The sequence below is a fragment of the Chitinophaga sp. 01L420 genome (assembly GCF_056399985.1).
In genome coordinates this window covers 1-24,834 of sequence record NZ_JBFTSK010000059.1, presented here as the reverse complement: position 1 = coordinate 24,834, position 24,834 = coordinate 1, and the positions used below count along the sequence as shown (strand labels likewise).

Below are 24,834 nucleotides of genomic sequence, written 5' to 3'. Positions count from 1 at the left end.
CTTCGCAAAGCCCGAAGTGTATTGTTATCTCTATCCACGTTAATGACTGTTAGCCAATTACCACGTTATTCCACTAAGAACATAAAAATTCCATTATGAAAACAAACATTTATCCTATTATTCTTTACCGTGCCCTTGCCAGAGGAGTCGGTATCTTCACACTTTTACTATTTTCGTTTGTCGCCAATGCCCAGCGGTTGCTGGTTTGGGAGGAAAACTTTAATACTGCTACCCTGAACCCATCCTGGTGGACTTACGAAACCGGTGATGGATGTGCCAAAGGAAATTGCGGCTGGGGAAACCAGGAATTAGAGTACTATACCAACCGTACAGAAAATGTTCGCGTTGAAAATGGGCAGCTTATTATTGAAGCACGCCGTGAGGATATGGGAGGGAAGCCTTTTACATCCGGCCGTATCAAAACTGCGGGTCGCGTTAACTTCCGTTACGGTGCGCTGGAAGCACGCATCAAAGTTCCAAAGGCTGCCAATGGCCTCTGGCCTGCGTTCTGGCTATTGGGTGCTACCGGTGGTACCTGGCCTCATAACGGCGAAATCGATGTACTTGAAATGGGTTCTGCTGCTGCCGTTACTGCCAATAAAGCCAATAAATTACTTAATGCTACCTTACATTGGTGGACGGAAAATCCGGGTGGATATACCGGTCATGCCGCGTATGGAAGAGATACCACTACCGCCGTTGATCTCAGTGATGACTTTCATCTCTATAAATTGGAATGGTCTCCTACTGTCATTACCGTGTATCTTGACAATAGTCTTTTTTATACCATTAACACGACCGGCGGCAATGGACTGGATGCATTTCAACATCCGTTTTACATCGTCCTGAATCTGGCGGTGGGCGGTAGTTTTACAGGCATCCTGGCTGCTAACAATATTACGGCTCCGCTACCCGGACAGTTACAGGTAGACTATATCAAACTTTACCAGGACATCACACAAAACGAGTCCATTACTTATGGTACGGACGATCAGCCGGAAGGTACCTATGGCATCTTCACTGATAATACCACGGTGAATGATAAGATTGTGCTGGGCAGTGGTGCGCAGCTTTATTTCTGGAATAATATTACAAATATTACGACTCCGGTTCCGGTACCTTTTGAAGGGCCGAATGTTTGGGCGCTGCATGCCAATGCCGGCGCGTGGTATGGGCTGGGGGTTGCCAATGATGCAAAGAACATGAGCAACTTTTCGTCAGGAAGTCTGAAGTTCCAGATGAAAACCAATGCTACCGCACCTTTCAAAGTAGGCATTGCTACGGATGCAGGCGAAGGATGGGTACAGTTCAATGGCGCCAATGGTGAGCATGGCCTTGTTCGTGATGGACAGTGGCATGAGGTAACGATACCCGTGAGCGAATTTGCACTTGCCGACATGACGCTTACCACTCAGCTGTTTATGTTGTCTGGCGATGCGCCGGCAGCTGCTTTGGACTTTTATCTCGACAATATTTATTATACCGGCGGAACTACGTCCAACCCGGCACCGAAGGTCATCATCATTAAACCAGTGGCAGATACCGTATATAAAACGCCGGCAAGCATCCAGGTGAATACGAATCCTACTGATCAGAATGGCAGTATCACCAAGGTAGCATTCTATAGTAATGATAATTATCTGGGATCATCCACAGCAGCTCCTTTCAGCTATACCTGGAATACATCAGCTACAGGGGTGCAATTACTAACGGTAAAGGCCACAGATAATCAGAACAAAACCACCACTTCCAAACCCGTGCAGATATTTATTACGAAACCTACGAATACTGCTCCTGCCATCAGCATTACATCTCCTACGGTTTCATCGGACTATATGAAACCTGCTACTGTCAATATCACTACGAATGTTACCGATGATGGTGGCATTTACAAAGTAGAATTTTTTAATGGCAATACCCTGATAGGGACGGTTAACAAGGCTCCCTACAACTTCAGCTGGACAAAGGTGGATCAGGGGACCTATACCATCAAAGCGAAAGTATATGATGATGGCAACCTGAGTACTACTTCTTCTTCTGTAACCTTTACGGTGAAAGATAATAATATACTTTCTGATCGATACGGCATTTACACAGATACCGCCTGGATCAGCAGCAAGCTGACATTTGGCGTGGATGCAAATCTGTATGTGTGGAATAACCTGACCACCATCGCAGGAGCAACGCCAAAGGAGGGGGCTAACGTGATGGCCTATACGGCGGCTGCCGGAAACTGGTTTGGACTGGGCGTATCTCATGATGTGCGTAACCTTTCTCATTTCAGTAATGGTTATCTGAAATTCTGGTTTAAGACGAGCTACCAGGGCATGTTCAGGTTTACTGTTATTTCAACAGGCGGTCAGTATGAACTTCCATTTGCTGCCGGAGAACAGAAGCTGGGATTATTGAGAGATGGACAATGGCACCAGGTAATTATTCCTGTGAATACCATGACAGGTATCGATCTTACCAATATCACGCAGGGCTTTACCTTTAGTGGCGATGCGCCTGCTACCACTGCCAGTTTTTACATCGACCAGGTTTATTATACCACGCAGCTAAATGAAACGGGTACACGAAGTAACCTGGCATTGAACAAACCAGTTACGGTTTCTTCTACCGAAAATGTTGGTACACCCGGCCCTTATGCAGTTGACGGCGTGATCACCTCCCGGTGGTCCAGTGCATTCTCCGATCCGCAATCCATTTTTGTGGACCTTGGTGCCACCTACCATGTAGATGAAGTGAAAATTACCTGGGAAACTGCCGCCGGAAAGAATTATGAAGTACAGATTGGCGCCAGCAGTACCGGCCCCTGGACGAGTCTTAAAACCATTACCAACAATGCCGCATTGGTGAATGACCATACTGGTCTTACCGGCAGCGGGCGTTATATCCGTATCTATGGTACGGCAAGAACTACCGTGTATGGTTACTCCATTTATGAATTGGAAGTATAYGGTACAAGTACAGGTGCAAGAGTGGGAGCACCGGTGACAACTGCGTTTACAGCGAATCATCATGCCGATACAACGGAATGGAATGTGACAGTGTCTCCCAACCCTGTTGCGGGTGGGGAGTTGCAGCTATATAGTAATCAAGCGTTGCAGCAGATGATAATCGTGGACCTTTCAGGAAAGGTATGGAGTGCGCATCGTGGCTTCAAAGCTTCAAATGCCTATACGCTTGATGTCAGAAAGCTGCCACGCGGATTATATTTCGTGCAGGTTTACAATGGGAATCAGCAGCGACAGGTATTGAAATTCATCAGGCAATAACTCATTTCTTTCCCCCGGGTAGGCTGTTTCAGGTTTATCCGGGGGATATACAAATGGCGGAAAAGCTGAGCCGCCCAGACAAGTAAATTGAGCCATGAGAGAAAGCAGTCATCGCATCTAAAAGTGGATCTTTGTGTTCTTAATCAATAAAACAGCAGCTATGACAGCAATAACAAAGATAGCACTTGGCCAAAACGGGYCACTCGTGTCTAAACTCGGATTAGGTTGTATGCGGATGTCGCCTGTGTGGGGAAGTGGGGGGAATGATGAAAGTGAAAGTATTGCTACCATTCAGCAGGCATTGGACAGTGGGATTAACTTTTTGAATACCGGTGACTTTTACGGCAGCGGACACAATGAATTGCTTGTAGGAAAGGCCATCAAAGGCAGGAGGGACGATGCTTTCATAAGTGTCAAGTTCGGCGCAATTTTCTATGGTGGTCAGTGGCTTGGACTGGACCTGCGTCCCGTAGCCATCAAGAACTTTATCAATTACTCCCTGGTGCGCTTAGGGATAGATACCATTGATCTTTATCAACCGTGCCGACTTGACAACAGTGTTCCTATAGAAGATGTGATCGGAACTGTTGCCGACCTGATCAAAGAAGGGAAGGTCCGCTATCTGGGCGTTTCTGAAATAACCGCGGATCAACTGCGCAAGGCGAATAGTGTTCACCCGGTAACGGCATTGGAAATAGGCTATTCATTGGCAGATCGACAGATAGAAAGTGAGCTGCTTCCTACGGCTAAAGAATTGGGTATAGGAGTGGTGGCATTTGCTAATACGGCCGAAGGATTACTCACTGGCGAGATGAAAGCACCTCTTCCCGTTAATGACTATCATCATCACTTCTCGCGCTTTCAGGGAGAGAACCTGGTAAAGAATCTCGAGAAAGTGGAGGTATTAAAGCAACTGGCTAAGGAGAAAGGATACACGCCAACGCAACTGGCGATCGCGTGGGTGAATGCACAGGGAGATCACATCATGCCATTAGTAAGTATGAGCAGGAGGTCCCGGCTGCCGGAAAATATGCAGGCCATGGGGATTGAGTTCACGCCTGATGAATTGAATACACTTAACACACATTTTTCAACGGGATCGATACTTGGAGGYACCTACCTGCAGCGGTAGTGGGGTTGCAGATAAACCCCGGCTGTTTTATATCTTTGCATTATGACAAACCCAACTGAAATAATTCCCGGGGTTATCTTTTACTCTTATTTCTCCGCCATGAGAAAGGAGAAGGTGGCATTTATGGAGCACAATATACTGGTGTTGCAGGTTGCAGGGGTCTTTACTTTGGAAACTGCCAGCCAGCAAATCTCCATGAGTCGCGGCGAAATGTTGCTGATACAAAAAAATCAATTGGGAGAAATTACTAAAACTCCTTTGGATGGTGAGGATTATCAAACCATTGTCATTGTGCTGAAAGAAGACTTCCTCCGGAAGATTGCCCTTGAGGAGCAAATAGWGACAGGGCAAAAATACAGTGGCCCTTCCAACATTCGTATCCCCGGGAGCGTTTTTTTGCACGCTTTCTTTCAATCTTTGCTTCCATATGTTCAGCATCCGGAAGAAGAAATAACCAGGGCGATGGGAATGCTTAAAGTAAAAGAGGCGGTATATCTCCTTATGAATACGATGCCCGGGCTCCGGAAATTCTTATTCGACTTTTCGGAACCGTATAAGATGGATTTGGAAAAATTCATGCGCAGCAACTTTCACTACAATATTCCGGTTGATCAATTTGCACGACTTACAGGAAGAAGCCTGGCAGGGTTTAAGCGTGATTTCCAAAAGATATTCGGGATGGCCCCACGACAATGGTTATTAGAAAGGCGGCTGGAAGAAGCCCGGCATCTTATAGAAAAAAAGAACAAAAAATCATCTGCCATTTATCTTGACCTGGGCTTTGAAAGCCTCTCTCATTTCTCGCATTCTTTTAAGAAGAAATTCGGCAAAGCACCTACCGAATGGTAGTCCTTTTTTTATCAGGTATATTCCAGGCAAATCACTGCTTTTTTCAGCTGATCATCATGAAATAAGTAAATCTGATCAGCGGCATTTTCCTGAAAATGATATCCTTCCATACAGGCTATATAGCTAAAAAGACGCCCATCTTCCCTGAGAGGCTTATCCATCAGATTGGTGCCTGAGTATTCACATTCATCAAAAGGGAGATGGTCTGTATTGATTTCATCTATTACACCGTTGATCTTTTTATTGATGACCTCTGCCAGGTAATCTGAAGGCGCATCATTGCGCAGATCTTCTATTGTTAGCTTCAGCAGCCTTTCTAATTTTCTGATCCCCTCTACGGTTAAACCGGGCCTGTGAAAATCCCGATCATATAATTGTCCGAATTTTTTGTAGTACGACTTCTTTAACTGATACATCGCCTCATTAAAATTAAATTGTATCTCCTCATCGGTATATTCGAGGTGGTAACTATCCGGGGGGATTTCGGTGGAAACGGTAAAGTATTCCCACTTCGCATCAAACTTATATTTCCCGTCGATGATATCAAAACCGAACATATCGCATTTGGTATAGGCGGTGTGAAACTCCGTAGTGTTTTCACCCACGCGACCATCATATATTTCTTTTACAGACACAAAATGCAGCCACTGATCCTTGTCCGGTGAAAGGAACCCCAAATTAATAGAACATAAGGGCAGAAAGTATTTCCGGTGATTTTCCACATCATCAAAAAAAACATCCTCGTATTCCGGGAATATTTTAATGAAGCTACCTGGTATTTCCATTCTCAATTGATTTTATTTGTTTGAACCGTTAAAGATAGTTTTTTACATCCTGGTGATAGGGTGTAATTATATTAAGATATTGTGAAGAATCGCTTTTTTTTTCTTTAAAAGTATTTAGTGCTGAATTAGTTAGATCTATTTCTGAAATATATGGTTTGTGATCCTAACCCAAACGTATAGACCAATCTCGGGATTTATCCTATTTTAGTTGAACATCCGCGAATGAAAAATGCGAATGAATATCAGTGCCACAGTTTTGCAGTATATGCATTACTCCAGATCTGGCTGCGGGGATGCTGCAGTAGGTGGTGGAAATGAATACCTTGAAATATACTGCTACATTATGTTTTAGGGGATTGTTTCCCGTCCTGACTGCTGCGTTTATCATCCTGTTTGGGGCCGTTGTATGATCAGGAAAATATAATCTGTCATTATTTATCAAACTTCAGCATAACGATTATTAATAGAACAGATTTTTTTTTGTGATTAAATAATTTACCTTAAATTGAAAACGGATTTATCTAGCTACATTAAAAATAGCGGATAGAAGTGGTTACGACGATCTGTATATAATAGCCCAACTTATTAGCAAAATGACCCTTTAAACCCTTTTTATCTTTAAACCCTTTAAACCCTTTTTCAACCTTTAAACCCATTGGTACCCTTTAACTTTTAGTGTGTAACTAAGCCATCTGAGTTAATCCTATTGCCAGGTATACGTTTAGTTAACTATTGTAGCATTGATCCATCATAATATGCTGTCAATTAATGATTGAGTCAAATCTGTAACCGCCGCAGGCGGTTGTCGGAAACGCTTATTAGCGGAGTTTTAAACTACCGCATTATTGCTTGATTTCGGAACTGAAAATCCGGTTATGGTATCCTCATGCCGTATTTTTAAATGAGCTATCCAGAGTTATGGAAATGAATATTGTTTATCAATTAATGCTACACGCTTTAAACTGTCCACAAAAAAATGCTTTCATCTATCTGACTGATGGTAGTAATGCCACTTGCATTGTCACATTCGAAGAATTGATGCTGCGGGTAAAGCAACTGGCTACTCATCTTTCCGGTGAAAACCTTTTGGGTAAAAGGGTCATGTTGATCTATCAGGATACGATTGAATTTATTGTGGCTTTTATGGCCTGTCAATATGCAGGCATCGTTGCAGTACCTGTTTTTTTTAACAGGAGCAGCAAACTCAGAGAAAGACTTACAAATATTATAAAGGATGCAGAGATCAGCGCCATACTTACGGTAGCTGAACTCTCTGTACTCCTGCAACAGACTATTGACACCGATATTGAATTTGTGTTGACAACGAATCTCCCGGAGCAGGAAACGGATTCGCTGTTATCAGCACCACTATATCATCCCATTTCTTTTATACAATATACATCGGGTTCTACAGGTGTTCCGAAAGGTGTTGTTATCAGCAGCAACAACCTGCTGCATAACCAGGAGGTGATCAGGAATACCTTTGGTTGTGATGAAAATTCCGTCATCATGTCGTGGTTGCCTTTTCATCATGACATGGGCCTGATTGGGAATATCCTGCATGCAATTTATGTAGGCTGTACCTGTGTACTGATGTCCCCGCTGCATTTTATGCAACGGCCGGTCAACTGGCTGAAAGCTATTTCAAACTACAAGGTAACGCATAGCGGTGGACCCAATTTTGCATTTGATCTCTGCGTTGATAAAGTGGCTCCTCATGAACTTTCTGCGCTGGATCTCTCCAGCTGGATACTGGCTTACAACGGATCAGAACCCGTAAAAGCAGATACCATTGCACGTTTCACACACTACTTTGCTTCGACCGGATTTACTGAACAGGCTTTTTATCCCTGCTATGGACTGGCAGAGGCTACATTGATGGTGTCAGGATTAAAGGATAATGCAACGCCACATGTGGTGTATGCAGATAAAATTGCTTTGCAACAGGGGAGGTTACAGTTGCTTGAAAATGGGAGTGCTGCTGCGAAATCACTGGTGAGTTCCGGTAGGATCTGCGCGGGCATGGACGTAAAAATAATAGCTGCACAAACACAGCAGGCAGTAACGGAAATGGAGGAAGGAGAGATCTGTATTGCCGGTGACAGCGTTACAGCAGGGTATTGGAGGAAAGATAACAGCAATACTTTTTATACAATAGATGATCGGCTTTATCTGCGAACAGGTGATATTGGATTTCTATATGGAAATGAACTTTTTGTGAATGGCCGGCAAAAAGAAATGCTGATTATTCGTGGTGTAAATTATTATCCCTACGATATTGAACAACTGGTAGCAGACTCACATCCGGCCATTGCTACAAATGGTATGGCGGTATTCAGTATTGATGAGGATGACGCACGTATTGTGGCAGTCGCAGAAATCAACAGGATAGCTGTCAAAGGGCTGGACGCCGGCCAGGTAATTAATATGATCGATACTGCTGTCATGAGCGTATTCGGAATCGCGTTGTATGATATCATCTTAACCACGCCACTGGGAATCCCCAGAACAACCAGTGGTAAACTGCAGCGGGTTAGATGCAGGGAACACTATCTGCAGGACCGGTTTAATGTTATCGGAGCAAAAACGCGTATGGAGAAAGATGCGCGCGTTGATATTGATGTAGGGATGCTGCTGAATGAAACACTCAGAAATGGGGACTATGACGTTATCCGGAACTATCTGACAGGAGTGATTATTTCGAGAACGAATCTGCAACTGACAGGAGCGCCGGATGAAAACGCAGGACTTGCGGAGATGGGATTGGATTCTCTCCGCGCAATGGACCTGATTAATACGGTTAACAGGGACCTCAACATAAACATAGACGCAACTCAAATATTTCAACACTGCACATTTTCAGAACTCATAGTCATGATTGAAAGCATGCTATGGCTTAAAAAAGAACACAACCGGGAAAAGGGTATTGTTTTATGAATGTAATAGATCTTATAACTGTCTTAAAGCGGAATAAAGTTATTCCGCTACTGGAAGGAGCACAACTTAAATTGGTAGGTGAAACGAGAAATTTGTCAGAAGAATTTCTGGTGCAGATAAAGGAACACAAGCAGGAACTGATCACTTTCCTTAGGAATGCTATGGATCAATCCTCTTTTGCGCCTATTCCTGCCATACCTCCTGCGGAGCACTATCCTGTGTCCAATGCGCAACAGCGGATCTGGGTACTCAGCCAGTTTGAAGGAGGAACAGCGGCCTATAATATTGTAACCAGTTTTTATCTTAAAGGAACGGTTATCGTAGAAAACCTGAATGCCGCCTTCAAAAAATCTGTTCAAAAGCATGAGAGTCTTCGTACTGTTTTTAAAGAAGCAGACGGTGAACTGTTGCAGGTAATAAAAGCCAATATTCCATTTGAAATTGAGTACGAAGATATCAGTCATCGCGCGGATCTGAGAGCATACCTGATCGCCGCATCGCAGGAACCTGCCCGCTGGCAATTTGACCTCGGGAATGGTCCGTTGCTCAGGGTAAGATTGCTGTGTTTGTCTGCCGATGAACATGCACTGATTTTCGGCGTACATCACATTATCAGTGATGGCCGGTCTATAAGTGTATTCATCCAGGAAGTGATGCGTAACTATGAGGCCTGCTGCCGTGGACAGGAACTGGTGACTGATCCACTCCGGATCCAGTATAAAGATTACGCCGACTGGTTGCAACATAAGATAGATGGTCCGAAAGGAGCGGCAGCAAAGGATTTCTGGAAGCAACGTTTTGAAACGATGCCTGAGCCATTATCCCTGCCGTATGACTTTGCCCGCCCTGCAGTGAAGAATTATGAGGGCGCATTCTCCCGTTTTTATATGGACGCCGGATTGTATGCCGCCATCCTCGCATTCTGCAGAAAAGAACAGATTACTACTTTTAACTTCTTCCGGGCAACTGTTACGCTCTTACTGCATAAATTTTCCAGACAGCAACATATTGTTACCGGAACACCTGTTGCCGGCCGTAATCATTTTGACCTGGAAGAACAGGTAGGGTTATATGTAAATACCCTGCCACTGTCTGTTACCGTTAATCCCGAGCTTTCTATCAGGGATTTCCTGAAGGAGATATCTGATAGTTCTTTTAAAGCCTTTGAATTTCAGGATTATCCTTTTGACAGGATCCTGGAGGAGCTTGATCTTACAAGAGATACCGGGAGAAATCCATTGTTCGATGTAATGATCGTATTACAGAATGCGGCATTGGGAGATGGATCTATGAATTTTAGTAAACAGCATGGCTTTGAGTTGAGCCTGCTGGGTAACTATCTCTATCCTTCCGGTAAAAGAGAAGATGAAAAGAGAGGTGCCAAATTAGACCTTAGTTTCTACTTTGATTTTGAGCCCGATAACAGGTTTGTTATTGAGATAGAATATGCCGTGGGCCTGTTTAAAAAGGAACGCATAACGGCGCTCTACGGGGCCTACCAGGAGATCATTCGCCAGGTAATGGAACAACCTGAAATCAGGATCGCTGACATTGAAATTGTGAACGCAGCAGAGAAAGAACAGCTACTGACAGTTTTTAATAAGCCTGTGGAAGATATTGAAGAACAGGATGTGCTGGTATTATTAAACAATTCCTTTCAGCATAATCCTTCCCTTACTGCGCTGATAGCAGGAGAGAAGGAACTCAGCTATGCTGTGCTGAACAGTCTTTCAGACCGCCTTGGCGCTTATCTTTCTGCCGGGAGCGAACACCCTTTTGTGGGGTTACTGATGGCACGAACTGAATGGATGGTGATTAGCATGCTGGGCATCTTAAAAGCAGGTAAGGCATATGTTCCTATTGATCCTTCCTATCCTGCAGCCAGGATAAAATATATACTGGAAGATGCCGCCCCTGCTATGTTGCTGGTGGATGAAGCCAGTGTTGCCCTGATACCTCCTGACTATAAGGGACAGGTAATCAGGATAACGGATATTTCTTTGGATGAACCGGCTGTACCTGTTAACAGGGGAGATATCAGGTCCCAAACAGCTTACCTGATCTATACTTCCGGCTCTACCGGGAAACCCAAAGGAGTAGAGATCAGTCACCGGAATGTGACCGCATTTCTGAAGTGGGCAGACCAGGAATTCAGCAATACGCCTTATGATATTTTATACGCCACCACTTCTTACTGCTTTGATCTTTCCGTGTTTGAAATTTTTCTGCCATTGATACAAGGCAGAAAAATCCGGCTGCTGACATCGGCCCTGCAGATTCCCTCCTTTGTGGAAACAGACCGCCATGTGCTGGTCAATACAGTGCCTTCTGTTGTGAATGCATTGCTGGATCAGGGAATGAACTGGGATAATGTGGTAGCACTTAATATGGCCGGAGAACCGGTGCCCCGCAAGATTATACAGGACCTGAAGCATACAGGAATGGAGCTGAGAAATTTATATGGCCCTTCCGAAGACACTACCTACAGCACCATGTACAGGTTTGGTGGAGAAGATCATACACTGATTCCCATAGGTAAGCCTGTAGGCTATACGCAGTTGTATATCCTGGATGAATACCTGCATTTACTGCCGCCAGGCGTGGAGGGAGAAATATTTTTAAGCGGACAATCAGTAGCAAAAGGATACTATGGTAAACAGGAGCTGACAGGAGAGAAATTCCTGGAAAATCCTTTTGTGGATGGCCTCATGATGTACCGGACAGGTGATAAAGGATACTGGTTGGCAGATGGTAACGTGGCATTTACAGGTCGTGCAGACGACCAGGTGAAAGTGAGAGGTTACCGGATCGAGCTGGGCGAGATACAATATATGCTGGAGCAACACCCTATGATACAACGGGCTGCTGTGCTGATCAAAGAAGTGAATGGTGAACAGGAGATCGTAGCCTACTATAGCGGTGAAGCGCAAACCAGGTTGAAAGAATATTTGTCTGCTTTACTGCCGGCTTATATGATCCCGGCGTACTGGATAAAACTGGAAGAAATCCCACTGAATAGCAATGGTAAGGTAGATAAACAACTGTTGCCATTACCATCTGCAACGTCAGATGATGCCATCACCATAGTGCCGCCGGCCAACTCCCTGCAGCATTTATTGCTTGGTTTATGGGAAACGGTATTGCACAGAACAGGCTTCGGCATAAAAGATAATTTCTTCAGCCTTGGAGGACATAGTCTGAAAGCGGCGAGATTAAGGTCGCTCATTGCGAAGGAGTTAAAAAAGGAACTCAGTCTTAATGAAATATTTAGTTCCCCAACGATTGAAGAACAGGCGTTGCTGATTGATAACCGTGCAGAACAAAGGTTTCAGCAGATTGTTCCTGCGGAGGAAAACGCGTATTACCCGATCTCTTTTGCACAGGAGCGGTTGTGGGTACTTACAAAATTCAGGGATGCTTCAAGGGCATATAATATGCCGGCTGCATTCCGGATTGAAGGCCACCTGGAGGTGGAACGACTGGAACAGGCGTTAAAATGGGTGATAGCAAAACATGAAAGTCTGCGCACAATTTTCGCAGAAAGGGATGGATCACCGGTGCAGCTGATTCAGGATGCGGCAGCTGTTGAATTGCATATAGAAGAGATCACGATTCCCCGTTCCTTATCATCAGCAGGAATAGCGGGCATCCTTCAAAATAAATGGCAGGAACCTTTCGATCTTGAAAAAGGGCCACTGCTGGCCTGCTTCGTGTTGAATACAGCAGACAGCAGGATATTGTCTTTCAATATGCATCATATTATCAGCGATGGCTGGTCGGTGGCAGTATTGTACAAAGAAGTAATGACAGCCTATCGTATGGGGACGTTAACACCGGCGTCATTGCAGTATAAAGACTTTGCAGTATGGCAGCAAACCCGGTTTACAGGGGGGCAACTGGAAACGTTGCTGGATTACTGGACAGGTGTATTCAAAGAGGAAGTACCTGCACTGGAATTGCCGGCAGACTTTCCCCGGCCTGCAGTAAAAACTTATGAAGGAGCAGTTCATCGTGCTGTCATTAACAGTAAGCTGACTGATCTTGCCGCAGGATCAGGTGTAAGTTTATTCATGCTACTATTGGCAGGAGTAAACGTGTTGCTGAAAAAATATACTGACCAGCGGGATATAGTGATAGGTACGCCTGTAGCTGGCCGCGATAACGCTCAGTTGCATGATCAGATAGGATTTTATGTGAATACACTGCCTGTACGCACTACATTAAATACCTCAGATAGTTTCAGCACATTGTTGCTTCAACTAAAAGAACGCCTGTTACAGGCATTCAGTCACCAGGATCTTCCATTTGAAATGCTGGTAGATCATCTGAAGTTAAAACGCGACATGTCCCGGTCTCCGCTGTTCGACGTGATGGTGGTATTACAGAATATAGAAGGGTTGGAGATGACGGATAATGAGCAGGTGACACCTGATATGCGACTGGAAAGACTGCATGTTGCTGCGGGCGTGGCAAAATATGATCTCACGTTTATTTTTACAGAAGTAGCTGGTAAACTGCAGCTGGAGCTGGAATACAATACAGGTTTATTCAGAAATGAAACGGTGCAGCAAATGGCCATACACCTGAACCGGGTGTTTGAACAGGTATGCCGGGAGCCGGACATTTTGCTCAAAGATATTTCGTTACTGGATGAAGCGGAAAAGCAGCTCCTGTCTTCAAAAGCGGATCAGACACATGTTGGTTATGATCAGCAGGCCACTATCAATAGCCTGTTTCGTGCGGCAGTAGCGCGTTTCCCGGATCATATCGCGGTGAAGTCAGGTGAAGCTACCCTTACTTACCAGGAACTCGATCGCCGCAGCGGACAACTGGCACACCTGCTGGTGAATAGTTATGGCGTACAGCAGGAAGACTTGGTAGTACTTCATTTTGAGCGTACAGAGTGGATGTTGATCAGTATCCTGGCCGTATTAAAAGCCGGTGCGGCCTATGTTCCTGTAGATCCTGGCTATCCGGTGGAAAGAATCCGTTACATCACCACCGATAGCGGCAGCCGGCTTCTGCTGTGTGATGCACTCCCTCCTACAACGATAGAAGATATTACTGCTATAAATATTACGACCGCTGACTATCCGGAAGATACACTGGAGATAGCAGTCAGGCCAGATAACCTGGCGTATGTGATCTATACTTCCGGTACAACCGGGAACCCAAAAGGGGTGCTGATAGAACATGGCAACGTTACCAGGTTGCTATTCAACGATCAGGATTTGTTTGACTTCAGCAATGCAGACCGTTGGTCGTTATTCCATTCTTACTGTTTTGACTTCTCCGTTTGGGAAATGTATGGGGCTTTGCTGAAAGGCGGAATGGTAGTGGTGGTGCCTAAAGAAGTGGCACAGGATAGTATTGCTTTCTACGATTTCCTGGGTAAGGAAAAGATTACAGTACTCAACCAAACGCCCACTGCTTTCAGAAGTCTGGTCAACAATAACCGGCATCGTTTTTCGCGTCAGCAGCTGGCGGTGCGCTATCTCATTTTTGGTGGGGAAGCCCTGATGCCGGAAATTCTGCGGGAATGGCAACAAACATTTCCGGATTGCAGAAACATTAACATGTATGGCATTACAGAAACTACGGTACATGTCACCTTCAAGGAAATTACCACAACAGAAATTACTGCCAATAAAAGCAATATAGGATTGCCTATTCCTACCCTGAGCGCTTATGTGCTGGATGCCGACCTGCAACAGGTGCCGGTGGGTGTAACAGGAGAACTCTGCATAGGTGGCGCCGGCGTGGCCCGTGGTTACCTGAACAGGCCGGAATTGACGGCACAGAAATTTATCCCGCATCCGGCACGCTCCGGAGAAAAACTATACCGTTCCGGCGACTATGCGCGCATTCTTCCTTCAGGAGATATAGAGTATATCGGCCGCAAAGATGAACAGGTAAAGATCAGGGGGCATCGCATCGAAATCGGCGAAGTAGAAACAGCATTGATCAGACAGGAGGGCGTAAAAGACGCAGTGGTGATTCCCTTAAAACAAGCCAACGGCGAATATGAACTGGCGGCGTATCTGATCGCACACGAAGGAGCTGATATCCGCCATTTGCGGGAAAGTTTGAGTCATTCACTACCCGTATATATGATCCCCTCGTTCCTGATTTCCCTGCAGGAATTTCCGCTGAACAGTAATGGTAAACTGGATAAAAAGGCGCTTCCCCGACCGGAAGATGCGGCAGTATCCAATAACAATTACGTGCCTTTCAGAAATGAGATTGACAGGCAGGTGGCAGCTATCTGGGAAATGATACTGGAACGCCAACAGATCGGTATCCGGGATAACTTCTTTGATCTCGGTGGACACAGCCTGAAAGCTACCCGCGTGATTTCAAAAATACATGAGGTCTTCGGAGTACAAATTGACCTCAAGAACCTTTTTATTGATCCCACTGTGGAACATCTGTCTAACTACATAGAGTCTGTACAGTGGATGGATAACAGTGATGAGATACTTGTAAACGGTAACGACGAAATAATCTTCTAGATGAAAGATATCTTAGCCATCCTGCTCAGCTGCAAGAGCAAAGGAATTATCATTGCGCCGGATGACAGCGGCAACAACCTGCGGATCAGAGGTAATGTTCAACAACTGAGTGAGCAGGAAACTGCGTTTCTGAGAACACGCAAAGAAGAAATTCTTTCCTTGCTCAGGAATACACGGAATACTGCATACCGCAATATCACACGGCTTCCGGAACAGGTGCATTATGAACTATCTTCCGCGCAGAAAGGCCTCTGGATGGCCAGTCAGCTCGAAGGTGGTGGTGGGGCATATAATATTCCGATGAGTGTTATTTTTGAAGGTGCGCTCCACCTGCAGGAACTAGCTGCTGCTTTTAACCGCCTGATAGAAAGACATGAAATCCTCAGAACGGTTTTCAGAGAAGACGAACAGGGAGCAATCCGGCAATATGTATGCACACCAGAAGCATTGGATTTTAATATTCACCAAGTTGATCTTCGCGGCAATACTGCTTCGGTAGAAGCGCTGGTACGGCAGTTTTCGGCACAGGCATTTGATCTGACATCGGGTCCACTGTTAAGGGCTTCGCTGCTGCAGATCAGCGATGATCAGTGGGTGTTCACTTATGTGATGCATCATATTATCAGCGATGGCTGGTCTATGAGTATCCTGATCAATGAACTCACGACATCCTACTTCAACGCATTACCATTAAGTGCTTTGAACATCCAATACCGCGACTATGCATCGTGGCAACAGGAACAACTGAAGGGCCCTGTTATGCAATCGCATGAAGCCTATTGGAAGGAACAGTTTAGTACCCCAATCCCTGTGCTGGCGTTTCCCGTAGATAAAGCACGTCCGCAGATCAGAGGCTATGAAGGAGGTATTGTAAAAAGAGTGATCCCGGCGGAACTGGGTAAAAGATTGAAACAACTTTGCCAGGAAAGCGGCAGCACACTTTTTATGGGTCTGCTGGCATTGGTGGATGCACTACTGTATCGTTATACTTTCCAGGAAGATATCATTATCGGTACACAGATCGCTGGTCGTGAACATGCGGAACTGGAAGACCAGATCGGGTTATACCTGAACACATTGGCATTGCGCGCCAGGTTCAAAGGAGCGCACAGCTTCCGGGAATTACTGCTGCATGTAAAAGAAATTACGCTGGAAGCATATGCACACCAGGCCTATCCCTTTGATACGCTCATACAGGAACTGCAGCTGCAACGTGACATGAGCAGAAACCCATTGTTCGATGTGAGCGTGGTATTGCAGAATGCAGATGTGAACAGCACGACAAACCGGAAGGGTGCAGGGGCGCTGCAAATAAAGCCTTACCTGGGTGATACACTTCTGATCAGCAAGTATGATTTCTCTTTTGATTTTACAGAGGAAGGAGATGAGATTAAAACAATTTTAGTTTATAACAAAGGCATCTATACGGACCGGACAGCTGAACAACTGGCTGACCACCTGTTGCAATTGCTGACGGTGATCCTGGATGAACCGGAGCTGTCCATTCAGGAATTACAATTTCTGTCAGCAATAGAACAAACGTTGCTGATCCACGGCTTAAATGATACGGCCGCAGCTTATCCGGAGGATAAGTCCATCGCAGCATTGTTCGAAATGCAGGTGGAAAGAACACCGGATAAAATCGCGGTAGTTGCGCGTGGACAAAAACTCACCTACTCGGAACTGGACAAACGCGCCGGATTACTGGCAGCCTACCTGCGTACACATTATGAAGTAGTACCGGGGCAGCTGATTGGTATTATGCTGGACAGATCAGACTGGCTGATCATCGCTATCCTTGGTGTACTAAAGGCGGGCGCGGCATATGTACCTGTTGACACAGATTATCCGGATACCCGTAAAAAATTTATTCTTCAGGATACCGCCGTTAAAGTGCTGATCACAGAAACGGAGTACATGTTTGACCTGCCGGATTTTACGGGAGATGTTTTTGCAATAGATGTACAGCTGGATACGATTGAGGAGCCACTGCTTCCATCCGTAAACGGGGATTTGGCTTACGTGATGTATACCTCCGGATCTACCGGTACTCCCAAAGGAGTGATGACGGATCAGCGTGGTGTGGTAAGACTGGTCATGAACACAAACTATGTACAGTTAACCGGAGAGGAAGTGTTGCTGTGTACAGGCGCCATCGCTTTTGATGCAACAACTTTTGAATATTGGAGCATGTTACTGCATGGTGGTACGCTGGTGATGTGCAATAAAGAGGTACTGCTGGATACAGACCGGCTGTCTGCCCTTATCCGCCAGGAAAAAGTGGACACCATGTGGTTTACTACCGGCTGGTTTAACCAGCTGGTAGAACGCAATATAGCGGTGTTTGAAGGCCTCAGAACAGTGCTGTTTGGAGGTGACAGGAATTCTCCTTCACATGTTAATGCCTGTCTGCGGCAATATCCATCTTTACAGATTATTCACTGTTACGGCCCTACGGAGAATACTACTTACTCGCTCACCTACCCGGTGGTAGCCGGATTGTCTGATATTCCCATCGGAAAGCCTATTAGTAATAGTACTGTTTACATCCTGGATCACCTCCTACAGCTTTGTTGTACGGGGGTAGTGGGAGAAATTTGTGTGGGTGGTGACGGCCTGGCAAAAGGCTATCTCAATAATCCTGAACTGACCAACGAAAAATTTGTGCCGCATCCATTTGAATCAGGCGCCTTCCTATACCGGAGCGGTGATCTGGGTCGATGGCTGCCAGACGGTAATATCGAATTTATTGGGCGTAAAGATGAGCAGGTGAAGATAAGAGGGTACAGGGTGGAACCAGGGGAGGTAGAAAGTGTGATACGGGAACATCCTGAAGTGGCGGTGGCGGTTGTACTGGCAAAAGGAAACGCCTCCGGCGAAAAATTCCTGGTGGCTTATGTGGTAGGTAAAAAAGTACTCCATGCAGGGGACCTGCGTTCCTGGCTGAAGAATAAGCTGCCCGTGCATATGGTGCCGGACCAGTATATACAGTTGGAGAGCATGCCTTTGAGGAGCAATGGTAAAGTAGATACGTCTGCATTGTTGCAGCTGGAAGGGCAGGATATGGATACGGGCGTTGCTTTTGAAGCACCGCAGCGTGAAACGGAGAAAAAACTGGCGATCATCTGGGAAGATATCCTGGAGAAAAAAAATATCGGGTTAAAAGACAATTTCTTCGAATTGGGTGGCCATAGTCTGAAAGCTACGTTGTTATGTAGCCAGATATTTAAAGTATTTGAAATAAAGATAGAGCTGAAAGATGTGTTTGGAAAGCCCGTACTCGAAGAACAGGCGGCGCTGATTTCAAAGGCTGCCTATGCTGCTTATTCGGATATTGAAAAGGCGCCGGAGCTGGAATATTACCCCTTGTCATCTGCGCAGAAACGGCTTTTCTTTATGCAGGAATTCGCGCCGGAAAGCACCAGCTACAATATTCCCATCGTGAATTACCTGGGCAGGCATGTTGACCGGGAGCGCATCGCTGTCATTCTTAAAATGTTGGTGAGCCGGCACGAGAGTTTCCGTACATCTTTTGAATTGATAGATGGTGTGGCCTTTCAGAAGATCCATTCGGAAGTTCCTTTTGAACTGGATGAACATACCTGCAGCCAGGAGTCGTTCGCTGCTTTTGCCAGGGACTATATCCGTCCTTTCGATCTGGCAGCAGCACCATTATTCCGTTCGGCGCTTGTGCAAATAGCAGATGCAGGATATGTCTGGATCATCGATGTACACCACATTATAGCTGATGGTACCTCTTTCCAGGTGCTGATTGATGAATTTATGCTGTTGTATCATGAGAAGGAGTTACCGGCACTTAAACTACAGTACCGCGACTTCTCCACCTGGCAGAATAGTCTGCTGGAAAGTGGAGATCTTGATCTGCAAAAGCAATACTGGTTGTCCCGTTTCAGCGATGGTATACCAGTGCTGGACTTCCCGGCAGACCGGCAACGCCCCGCCACTTTTACGTTTAAAGGTGAGCATATCATTTTCAGTATTGATGCGGCGACTACGGCGCGGATGCGTGAGCTGGGCAAAAAAGACAATGCTACATTACAGATGACCTTACTGGCCGTGCTGAATGTATTATTTTATAAATATACAAATCAGGAAAGTATGGTGATCGGCTGTGGTATTGCCGGCCGCCGTCATCCGGACCTGGAACGTATTGTTGGGATGTTCGTTAACTCACTTGCTGTAAAAAGTCAGTTACAGGGTGATATGAGTTTTGACACTTTCCATAAAACAATTATTGCAGATTGTATTGCCGCCTATGGCAACCAGGATATACAGTTTGAAGACCTGGTAGATATGCTGCAGGTCAATAGGGATGCTTCCCGTAATCCCTTGTTTGATGTATCACTGGTCGTACAGAATTTTTCAAAGTCTAAGTCCGACCGTTCTGCGCTGATAGATGACAGTGATACGCCCCTGCAATGGGAAGGTTCCGGCACTGCCAAGCTGGATATGGATTGGCTGGTAGAGGAAAGAGACGAGGACTTATTGATCACCCTCGAGTATTATGCAGAGATCTATGATCATTCCCGTATTGAACGCGTAGTGAAACACTTCCGGCATCTGCTGGATATTGTACTCGACAATCCTGATATATCGTTGTCGGCCATCCGTCTGCCGGACGAAGCAGAAACCCAACTTTTATTTGATCAATATGTGAGTGGGGTGCAGCAGGACGTACCTGCCACAACGGTGCATGCACTGTTTGCAAAGCAATGCCAGCTCACGCCGGATAGCATTGCGGTATCCGATAGTACAGGTTCGCTTACCTATAAAGAACTGGATCAGGCATCCAATCAGCTGGCGCGTTATCTGAAACAGGAACTGGGTTTACGTGAAGGCGCCGGCGTAGGGATGTTGAATGCCGGCAGCAGGGATGTATTGGTATCCATGCTCGGTATCCTGAAGGCCGGTGGCGTTTATATACCGCTGGATCCTGAACATCCGGAGAAACGTGTACTATATATGCTGCACGATGCGGCGGCCAATATCCTGCTTGCCGGTAAAGACCTGATAGAAATGGCCAACCGGCTGCTATGGCAGTGTGCAGCACTGCAGCACATCGTGTGTATAGACAGTTTGAATGTGTACGCAGAGCGAGGTGCTCTAAGAAGTGAATTGATGCGGAAAGATCTCTGGGATCAGATCGGCGGTTTAGCCGTTGATGCGATTGCACAGGGAGGTTGGATAGACAGTTATACCGGTGAAGACTTTAATGAAACGGAGATGCGGGAATATAGTGAGAACGCTTTCCTGAAGTTGAAAGATTCCCTGCATAAAGATATGCGTGTATTGGAAATAGGTTGTTCGTCCGGACTTACCATGTTCAGGATAGCTCCGGAAGTGGGCTACTACTATGGAACAGACCTGTCGTCTACCATCCTGGAAAAAACACAGGAAGCAGCAGTTGCCGGTCAGCATCACAATATCACGCTGGCGTGTATGCCGGCACATGAAATAGATCTCATCCCGGAAGGAGATTTTGACCTCGTCATCATCAATAGTGTAATCCAGTGTTTCGATGGGCATAATTACCTGCGGGATGTGCTGGTAAAAGCAATTGGAAAGATGAAGGATAAAGGGCTGCTTTTCCTTGGTGATCTGATGGATGAAGATAAACGGGAGGAGATGATCGCATCGCTGACCGCATTTAAGAATGCGCATCCTGAAACCGGTCGTTTCACCAAAACGGATTGGGGTGTTGAACTGTTCGTTTCCCGTGATTATCTCCGGGATATGATCAATGACCAGGTAGGTATTGCTGCTGTTACCTGCAGTGATAAAATACATACAGTATCTAATGAACTTACCCGTTATCGCTTCGATGCCTTGTTAAGTATTGACAGGCAGGCGGTGGTAGCGCCGGTGAAGAGAAAAAAATATCTGCACGACGGGCATCATATCGCCGCGCAGGACAACAGCGGTTTTGATGTAGTAGAGAATAACAATGCACTGGCGTATGTGATCTATACCTCGGGCTCTACCGGTGAACCTAAAGGCGTTATGGTAGAACATGGACCGCTGCTGATGCGTTTACTGGCGGAACAAACGCTACTCCATGCGGATGAGCGACTGGTAACGGCCATGACAACAAATTTCTGCTTTGACGTATCGTTGCTGGAAACACTTTTTCCTTTATTGACAGGAGGCAGAGCGGTAGCGCTTTCAAGAGCGGTACTGCAATCGCCTGAAGCGGTGATAGCCGTACTGATCAAAGAAAAAGTAACGGTGTTACAAGGTACACCCGGTTTTATCAAAGGGATATTTTTAGATACGCCGGTTGATCTTGCCGGTCTTTCGCTGAGCCATATGGCCATCGGCGGTGAGTCCATGAATGGTAAACTGGTAAGTGAGTTACGCAATAAATTGCCGGGAGTAGTGATCAATAATCATTATGGTCCTACAGAATCAGTTATTGATGCCATTGTACTGGAAGATGTACAGGTATTTACGCAAAATATTATCGGACGTCCGATAGCGAATACGCAGGTATATATCCTGGGAGAAGCGCCCGGTCTGTTGCCGGTAGGCGCCACCGGTGAGATCTGTATCGGCGGACCAGGGCTGGCGAGAGGATATCTTAATCGTCCGGAACTGACAAACGAACGATTTGTTCCCGATCCATTTATTCCTGGTCAGCGGATATACCGGACAGGTGATCTTGGCAGATGGCTGCCAGATGGTAATATCCAGTTTACCGGCCGTAAAGATGAGCAGGTGAAGATCAGAGGATATCGTATTGAATTAGGGGAGATAGAAAAATCTTTACAGCAGCATACTGCTATTAGTGATGCAGTGGTGATTACCCGGCCTACCGGGAATGGCGACAAAGAGCTGGTGGCGTATATCGTTAGCCAGGAAGCCCTGGATGCTACTAATCTTCGGGCATTCCTGGGACAAACACTGCCTGCCTATATGTTGCCCACTCATTTTATAACACTGGATCAGCTGCCTGTTACATCCAGTGGAAAGGTAGATAGAAAACGGTTATCTGATCCCGGCTCAAACGGTATAGCAACCGGGGTGGAATACGTATTCCCCCGTAATGAAACGGAAATGAAACTGGCGCTCATCTGGCAGGAAGTGCTGGGGAAAGATAGAGTAGGCGTGAAAGATAATTTCTTTTCACTTGGTGGCCACAGCTTAAAGGCCACAAGGCTCGCCAGCCAGATCCACAAACAGTTTGACGTGAAGCTGGCGCTGAAGGATCTGTTCACACATACAGAACTGGAGCAACAGGCGCAGCTGATCAGGCAAACATCCAGAACCGCTTTTGCTACTATCCCCGCCATCCCGGTACAGGATAGTTATGTACTGTCTTCTTCCCAGCGCAGACTATGGGTGCTGAGTCAGTTCGAAGCCGGTAATATTGCCTATAACATGCCTGCTGTATATGTGTTCGAAGGAGAACTACAGCAGGACAAGCTTGCAGCAGCGTTTAACAACCTGATAAAAAGACATGAAAGTTTGCGGACCGTATTCCGTGAAGTGGAAAGTGGTGAAGTGAGGCAATTTGTACTGCCGGTGGCATTGAACGGGTTCCATATAATAAATGAGGATATCCGCGGTATGGAAGACCAGCAGCTGCAATTGCAGGAAAGGGTAAAGCATACTTCTTTGGCGCCTTTTAATCTTTCTGAAGGACCGTTGTTAAGAGCCGGATTATTCCAGGTAGCTAATCAGCAATGGGTATTCTGTTTTGCGATGCACCACATCATCAGTGATGGCTGGTCAATTGAAGTGTTGATCAGGGAACTGCTGACGCTTTATAATAGCCCGGATGATGCCCTTCTGCCGCCTTTACGTATTCACTACAAGGATTATGCAGCCTGGCAGCAAAGCCTGCTGCATGCGCCTGCATTTAAGCAGCATACCAATTACTGGATGGAACAATTCTCCGGCGACTTACCAGTACTGCAATTAACGACCGATAAGGTACGTCCTGCTGTGAAGACCTACAACGGAGGGAATATTAAAAAACGTTTTTCTATTAAAGAACTGAAAGCATTTTGTCAGCAGGAAGGAGCCACCCTATTTATGGGATTGATGACAACGGTAAATGCTTTGTTGTATCGCTATACAGGTCAGGAAGACATTATCATCGGCAGCCCTATTGCCGGCAGGGAACATGCTGACCTGTCTGATCAGATCGGGTTCTATGTAAATACCCTGGCACTACGGACACGTTTCAGCCGGTCGGCCGGTTTCAAAACTTTACTGGAACAGATCAGAGAGATTTGTTTACGTGCTTACGAACACCAGGAATATCCTTTTGATGAACTGGTAGATGCACTGCAACTACACAGGGATTTAAGCCGTCATCCGCTGTTTGATGTAATGCTGGTATTACAGAATGTGGAGAATGGTAAACAGGGCACATCACAGCAATTAAACGCACTACAGGTAACGGAGTATAAAAATGATGGAGATGCTTTCAGCAAATTCGAATTGTTGTTTGAGTTTACGGAAGATGGAGACGAGGTGATATTAAGCTTGTCTTATAACAGTGATCTTTTTTACGCTGCTACAGTGGAACGTTTGGCAGATCACCTGCTATCTATATTGTCGGCTGGGTTAGCCGCTCCAGATGAACCGCTGTCTACGCTCTCTTATCTGAGCATGGCAGAACAGCAGCAATTGCTGACAACGTTTAATGATACGCAGGTACCATATCCTTCTCACAGTACTATCCATGAACTGTTTGAGGCACAGGTGAAAGCTACACCGGATCGTGCCGCATTGTATTTTGAAGAGCAGACACTTTCCTATCAGCAGTTGAATGAACGCGCCAACCAGGTAGCGCATTACCTGCATGAACAATATCATCTTCAGCCGGATGAACTGGTAGGGTTGCAGGTGGAAAGAAGTGAATGGCTGCTGATCGCTATCCTGGGTATCCTGAAGGCCGGCGCGGCTTACGTGCCACTGGATATGGATTACCCGAAGGAAAGACTCAGTCATATGCTGGCCGACAGCAACTGCAAATTATTGCTGGATGAATCATGGCTGCAATCGCATCAGGAAGAAATATCCGCGCAGCCACAAACGGATCTTTCCGGCAGGGCATCTGCAGATAGCCTGGCTTATGTGATGTATACCTCCGGGTCTACAGGCGTTCCCAAAGGCGTGATGGTTTGCCACCGGAGTGTGGTACGACTGGTACGCCCGGGCAGTTTTGCAACGCTGGATGGCAGTGAAATATTATTATCTACCGGAGCGGTATCCTTTGATGCCACTACGTTTGAATACTGGGGCATGTTACTGAATGGTGGCAGCCTGGTGCTGAGTAGCCGGGAAGTATTACTGGATACGCAACAGCTGGG

7 protein-coding genes are annotated in these 24,834 nt (G+C 46.0%); 6 read left to right on the top strand and 1 reads right to left on the bottom strand.

Annotation, left to right across the window (positions count from 1 at the left end; genetic code table 11):
- Positions 1 to 95 precede the first annotated feature (95 nt).
- From AC1DP6_RS32865 to AC1DP6_RS32855, 3 genes are all read left to right on the top strand, one after another.
- On the top strand, positions 96 to 3,278 hold the full coding sequence (locus AC1DP6_RS32865; protein ID WP_477058656.1) for an Ig-like domain-containing protein: 3,183 nt from the start codon (positions 96 to 98) through the stop codon (positions 3,276 to 3,278).
- A gap of 160 nt (positions 3,279 to 3,438) precedes the next feature.
- Positions 3,439 to 4,410: an aldo/keto reductase gene (locus AC1DP6_RS32860; protein ID WP_477058655.1), complete on the top strand. Its 972-nt coding sequence runs from the start codon at positions 3,439 to 3,441 to the stop codon at positions 4,408 to 4,410.
- Positions 4,411 to 4,452: 42 nt separating this feature from the next.
- A complete protein-coding gene (locus tag AC1DP6_RS32855; protein WP_477058654.1) occupies positions 4,453 to 5,259 on the top strand; it encodes a helix-turn-helix domain-containing protein in 807 nt (268 codons plus the stop codon).
- Positions 5,260 to 5,270: 11 nt separating this feature from the next.
- Here the strand turns inward: AC1DP6_RS32855 and AC1DP6_RS32850 are convergent, their stop codons facing one another.
- A complete protein-coding gene (locus tag AC1DP6_RS32850; RefSeq protein WP_477058653.1) occupies positions 5,271 to 6,044 on the bottom strand; it encodes a hypothetical protein in 774 nt (257 codons plus the stop codon).
- A 918-nt stretch (positions 6,045 to 6,962) separates the two neighbouring features.
- Here AC1DP6_RS32850 and AC1DP6_RS32845 point away from each other — a divergent pair.
- From AC1DP6_RS32845 to AC1DP6_RS32835, 3 genes are all read left to right on the top strand, one after another.
- Complete coding sequence (locus AC1DP6_RS32845; RefSeq protein WP_477058652.1) at positions 6,963 to 8,981, top strand: AMP-binding protein; 2,019 nt, start codon at positions 6,963 to 6,965, stop codon at positions 8,979 to 8,981.
- 92 nt (positions 8,982 to 9,073) lie between these two features.
- Positions 9,074 to 15,493, top strand: coding sequence for an amino acid adenylation domain-containing protein (locus AC1DP6_RS32840; protein ID WP_477058651.1), 6,420 nt, complete (start codon positions 9,074 to 9,076; stop codon positions 15,491 to 15,493).
- Positions 15,494 to 24,834: amino acid adenylation domain-containing protein (locus tag AC1DP6_RS32835; protein WP_477058650.1), on the top strand; the 9,341-nt coding region annotated here is incomplete at its 3' end. It lies immediately after the preceding gene.

Bases quoted from the DNA above. Each gene is read 5' to 3' on its own strand.
- AC1DP6_RS32850 (WP_477058653.1), bottom strand. From the start codon at position 6,044: ATGGAAATACCAGGTAGCTTCATTAAAATATTCCCGGAATACGAGGAT.
- AC1DP6_RS32845 (WP_477058652.1), top strand. From the start codon at position 6,963: ATGGAAATGAATATTGTTTATCAATTAATGCTACACGCTTTAAACTGT.